We start from the raw sequence: 4,934 nt of genomic DNA, 5'->3' as shown, positions 1-4,934 counted from the left end.
ATATTTGAATTTCTTTTGCAACCCTGTCTAAACGTTCATGATTATTCTGAAAGCCAGAATTCATATTGTTATTGATTGCATGTAAATTATCGTTTATCTGATTAAGCGCTGGGAGAACGTCAGGCGCATCTGTGTTATCAGTTGGGTCTGGCTCTGGACTTGGGTCAGGGTCAGGTGTTTTGTCTGGGTCAGTCGGGTCTGGGTCAGTCGGGTCTGGGTCAGTTGGGTCTGGGTCAGTTGGGTCTGGGTCAGTTGGGTCTGGGTCAGTTGGGTCTGGGTCAGTTGGGTCTGGGTCAGTTGGGTCTGGGTCAGTCGGATTACAAGCAACAGGTTCTTGAGAGCCATAAGAAACTGGCATGTAATAACCACCATTTGAATCGGTTTGAATAGAGCATTGAGAACCATCTGGGTTATTAAAACAGATAGTTTGTTGCTGGCCTGTACCAAACATAAAAGGGTCGTTATCTGTTGGTGCCGGACAATCAGGGTCTAAATCAGGGTCAGGCAAAACAGAAGATTTGACACAAACGAAGCCCGGCTCTGAAAGAGAATAAGGATAAACGCTATCATATTCAGGTGCGTGGTCTGGTGGGCAAGAATAAACATATTCTTCTCCATTTATTCTAGCAGTTCCATAATAAAAACCAGAAGGGGGATTACCATTAGGGTTGTAGTGTGAACACTCGAATTTAACTGATTGACCTTCCAAACTACCGACACATTTAGCGTCTGGTTGTGACATTTGCCAACCATATTTTTTTTCGGCTTGAGGTTGTAAAACTTCAATACACATCTCAAGGGACGCATTAATTCCTTTGAATGTATAGGATGTAGTCATGTGACAGTAAACTTCTTTCCATAACTCACCTTTAGGATGCCTAAAATCCTCGGGTAATGTTTCATTCGAGTAAGAATTAGGAACAAAAAAAGCGCTTGTAAGCGCCAATATAAATATTAGTAATCGCATAGTCGCGCCTTTTTAGAGTTGGGAAAGGTGGAGACTGGCTCCACCGATTTAGGAGAGGTTAACCCCCGTTAGCACCTTTAGAGATAAAGCGGCCAACAAGAGAGAAACCAATTGATGATGCTAGCGAAACAGCAAGAACTGCGAAACCAGCACCGACTGCGGTTGATACATCACCCAATACTTCGGTTTGAATCGCTGTAACTTGAGTCGCATCTAATGCAGCATGAGCGCTAGAGCTAAGAGCAGCACCAGCAGTAACGAAAGTTGCTATCACAGCAGCTTTTAATTTTTTCATAGGAATATTCCTTTTAACGATTAATGTGTACGTGACGCTTTTTTAAATATTTCGGCCACGAAGTGAAAAACTTTGCCAGCCCCAAAACCTGAGAACCAACAAAGAACGGCTAACCCAATAACCTTTGCAAGTACTGGGTCAATACTACTAACGGTTTCCACTGATAAACCCCGCATAAAATGAACCTAAGTAAATGGCCGTCACCAGTAGTGATTGGTAATCCATAAAGAGCTCCTTAAATATTGGAATTAACTGTGGCATACCGAAAATTACTTATGCTTACTTTCAGTTGGTAGACTGTGTAAGCGGAAACCTTTCCAGTCCATTTGGCGGGCAACGTTCGCACCTTCGTAATACTCGATATTGAGTAAGACAGGTTTTAAACCCCAACCATTCGGGTCTGATTGCATTTGTTCTAATAGCTTGTATGTGCCGTCTGCGTATTGGTCAGCAGAGACTTTTACAGACAGAATTTGTGCAGGGTTCTTCGTATGAAGCTTAAATTCAGCGGTTGTTGGAAGTGATACACCTTTATCGTCGGTGCGATTGATTGGTGCTAAATCCGTGATTGCGCCTTCAATATTCATAGCTAGTTTCCTTAATGAGTGGTCGATAAATTAAAAGTTACAGTTAATGACACAAGTCCAAGCTCGCGATTTCATCGCTCATAATGTTGCCTGCAAGTGCCTCGTAATCCATGAACAAACACATGTTTTGATAGTCCTCTAAAACACATGATTCTAAGAATTGCATTTCTTCTTTGGTCGGCTCGAATAAGCGGCCATCGTCATGCCAACCTTGAATCTGCTCTGATACGCCTATCATGATTTTGCGCTGAGCCTTAATGTCAGTTTCAGTCAAAATCTGTGACGTACCACGGCGAGTGATAACAACAACGGCATCCCATGCAACACCCAAAATGCGGTTTGCTGGTTGGTCGCCATATTTGGTGGCAAAGTAGGGCGACTGGGTTTCGCTTCGGCTAATCTCGCCTGTAATTTGGTCAACAATGTCAGGTATCTGATAATGCAGTCTAAGCGTTTGGTCTTTACGCTTAACTTGTACGCCGCCCATTGCTAAACAAAACGCTTTCCAGTCAGATGAATCAGCGGCTTGACGAACCTTTTCTAAGGCATATTTTGATACGGTATCTAGTGTGGTTTTCATTGCGTTTGCAACCTCGCATTTGCCTTGTTCGCCTTGGCCTAGTCGTCTAAGTTCACGCCATAAACTGACAGATGGACCACCGATTTGTTGAAAGCGTCTAATGTTAAAAGTGCTTGCCCATGTTGATGCACGTTCGGCGGCATCAGCAGGGAGTACGTTCATTTCACCTGCTTGAGAGCAAGTGACTTTATCAATGCAATCACCAGTAACAGCTTTGGTAATGTATTTAGCAATGTAACCAGCCGCAGAGCCTTTGTTTTTATTTATGGCTATTGCTTTAAAGCGGGTTGATGTTGTTTTAAATTCGTCGGGTGTATCTTGAGTGCAAAGCTTGCGTAATATGCTACGAACCTGTTTTGCTTCACCTTTTTCCATGAATAAAAGCATGTGCCAGTGTGGGCAACCGTCATGATGTGGCTCTACAACTCTAAAACCGTATGGTCTTAAATCTTGCTTAGCGAATAGGGCGCGGGCACGTTTCCAAATATCGTTAAAATATTCTTGTGCATCTTGAGGGGTTGAACCGTTATATTTTTTGTTGGGTATGCCTGTATGGTGTACTGAATGAAAACGACTCGGCGCTGATAAAGTATAAAACTCACCACGATGGCCATGCATGTCGGCCAGTTCTTCGAAACCACGAATACGAACCATGAGTTCGGCGGCTTGTTGTTTACCCGATGTATGCGAACGTTCAATGATTGATTGTAATGTTTCAAATTCTTCAAATGGATTTGATTCATTAGGAACAACAAATAAATCAGACATGATTTGTTCTGATTTACGTTTTCTATCACGGCGGTTTTGGATGGTTGGTTGTGAGACATACGCACTCGCTTTTTTGTGAACGAGTCTTAAATCACGGGCTAATTGTTCGATGGTTACAGCTTGGATTTTGCGTAATTTTCTACGCCACCAAATAGGGTCTGCAAAACGGTTAAGTGCTCCAACTAATGATGTTGCTGAAAGGGCTGAACAGTATGGTGAAACCAGAACCGGTGCATCAATCGTAAATGAATTTGCTAGTTCTTCTAACTGTGCAAATACTTGCAAGTTATGACCATTTTTAGCGATTTTAAGCTCGCAATAGCGAGCTTTTTGCTCTGCAATATCGCAAAGCTCATCGTCAGAAACCGATAAATTGATGTGTCCGAACTTCACATTACCCAGTTTTAAAGCTTCATCTGCATGCTTTAAACGGGCGTTTGCATCGGCTAAATTGCCGAATTTTTCAGCTAAAAAGTAACCCGTACTAAGCATGTGAGCAAGGTTAGAATGACGTTCAAATATACGATTTCGCCACGTTTGATAGTCGAAAAAACGTTCTTTCATTGGCTTCGATAAGTTCTCGAAAACGTCTTTTGCCGTGTTTGCTGGGTGCAAGTTGGCCGTTAAATTCATTGCTGCATTTAACGGGAAAACTTTTGCGTATTGGTTAGATGATAGTGCAGGCATTATTTTTCACCTCGATTTTCAGAGGTAGAAGTGTATTTCACAAATAATCGTAGTGACTGGAAAGCAAGTTCAAAGAGAAGACAGATAATTATTGCAATACCAGTAAGCAAATTAAGGGATGCAGATTCAAGAGTATCAATCTTTGAAGTGAGTGAATATATTAGAAACAGGCCAAGATATGGGACTAATCTATAAATAAACATGGTCTAATCCTCACTATCCATATAAGAATTTTTAAGTGATGCGTTAATAGCTGACAGAGCGCTGAAAATTACGAGTAAGTACAAGATGAAAAAAATCATCATTGTTACTGGGTCAGGAATATCGATTGAGAATGTATTGAGTAAATATTGAGATAAAGATTGGTTTAACTCATGTAATTTAGTGAAACTCATATCCGTATTCCTTGTTAAGAATTGCCATTCTGTCAATATTGAAAGATTTTAGTGCCTTCAAAATAATTCTGTCAAGCATGAAAGAATGTGGCTTAGGTTTTTATTACTAAAAAATGAATGGTTTTCCGAGATAGAATGTTAAGTATGGTATTGTTTAGATTAGATATTTACTGAGAAGAAATTAAATAAAAATAAATGAAGTTTTTTTACTCAGAATTGAGTTGTAGTAATGAATTACTGGTTAAAAAGACCAATAAAAACTAAAATAGGTCTAGCGGAGGATTTAACATGACATTTAGCTCAGAATTTTTAGAAAAGTACAAAACGTTCAAGAATATTGATAGATATAATGATCTTGCTGTCTATTTTCCAGAACTAAACTCAGGCAATATTTCTAGTATTAAAAACGGAAAACGTTCTTTAACTGCTAACCAAGTAATTGCTATGGCAGAAGAAATGGGAGTTGATTGGAAAGAAGCTCTTATAAGTTTATCTATCGAAAAAACAAAGGATAAAGAGCTAAAAGATCGTTGGTCTGAAATAAAAAAGAAAATAACTGCGGCATGTGTGGCGGTAGCAATGACAATTGCGAGTGCAGCAGTTATGACTAATACAGTCCCGCCTTTGCGGTATCGTAGATAACCCATAAATTACG

Annotated in this window: 4 protein-coding genes and 1 pseudogene; 1 reads left to right on the top strand and 4 read right to left on the bottom strand. The window is 40.3% G+C overall.

The genetic code is table 11. The annotated features are described in order from the left end of the window. From BM378_RS20795 to BM378_RS20100, 4 genes and pseudogenes are all read right to left on the bottom strand, one after another. Positions 1–967: pseudogene (locus tag BM378_RS20795) on the bottom strand (hypothetical protein); the annotation flags it as partial. Positions 968–1,025: 58 nt separating this feature from the next. Then, the gene (locus BM378_RS20110; RefSeq protein ID WP_074989885.1) at positions 1,026–1,262 is read right to left on the bottom strand and encodes a hypothetical protein; all 237 of its coding nucleotides are present in this window, start codon (positions 1,260–1,262) and stop codon (positions 1,026–1,028) included. A 269-nt stretch (positions 1,263–1,531) separates the two neighbouring features. Further along, the gene (locus BM378_RS20105) at positions 1,532–1,849 is read right to left on the bottom strand and encodes a hypothetical protein (protein ID WP_074989884.1); all 318 of its coding nucleotides are present in this window, start codon (positions 1,847–1,849) and stop codon (positions 1,532–1,534) included. 43 nt (positions 1,850–1,892) lie between these two features. Beyond that, positions 1,893–3,884: a replication endonuclease gene (locus BM378_RS20100; protein WP_074989883.1), complete on the bottom strand. Its 1,992-nt coding sequence runs from the start codon at positions 3,882–3,884 to the stop codon at positions 1,893–1,895. A 683-nt stretch (positions 3,885–4,567) separates the two neighbouring features. Between BM378_RS20100 and BM378_RS20085 the strand changes: the two genes are divergently transcribed. Further along, on the top strand, positions 4,568–4,921 hold the full coding sequence (locus BM378_RS20085; protein WP_062567877.1) for a hypothetical protein: 354 nt from the start codon (positions 4,568–4,570) through the stop codon (positions 4,919–4,921). The last annotated feature ends 13 nt before the right edge of the window (positions 4,922–4,934 follow it).

This window comes from Pseudoalteromonas lipolytica, assembly GCF_900116435.1.
Taxonomy (GTDB): Bacteria; Pseudomonadota; Gammaproteobacteria; order Enterobacterales; family Alteromonadaceae; genus Pseudoalteromonas; species Pseudoalteromonas lipolytica.
This window is presented reverse-complemented; position numbering and strand designations above follow the sequence as displayed.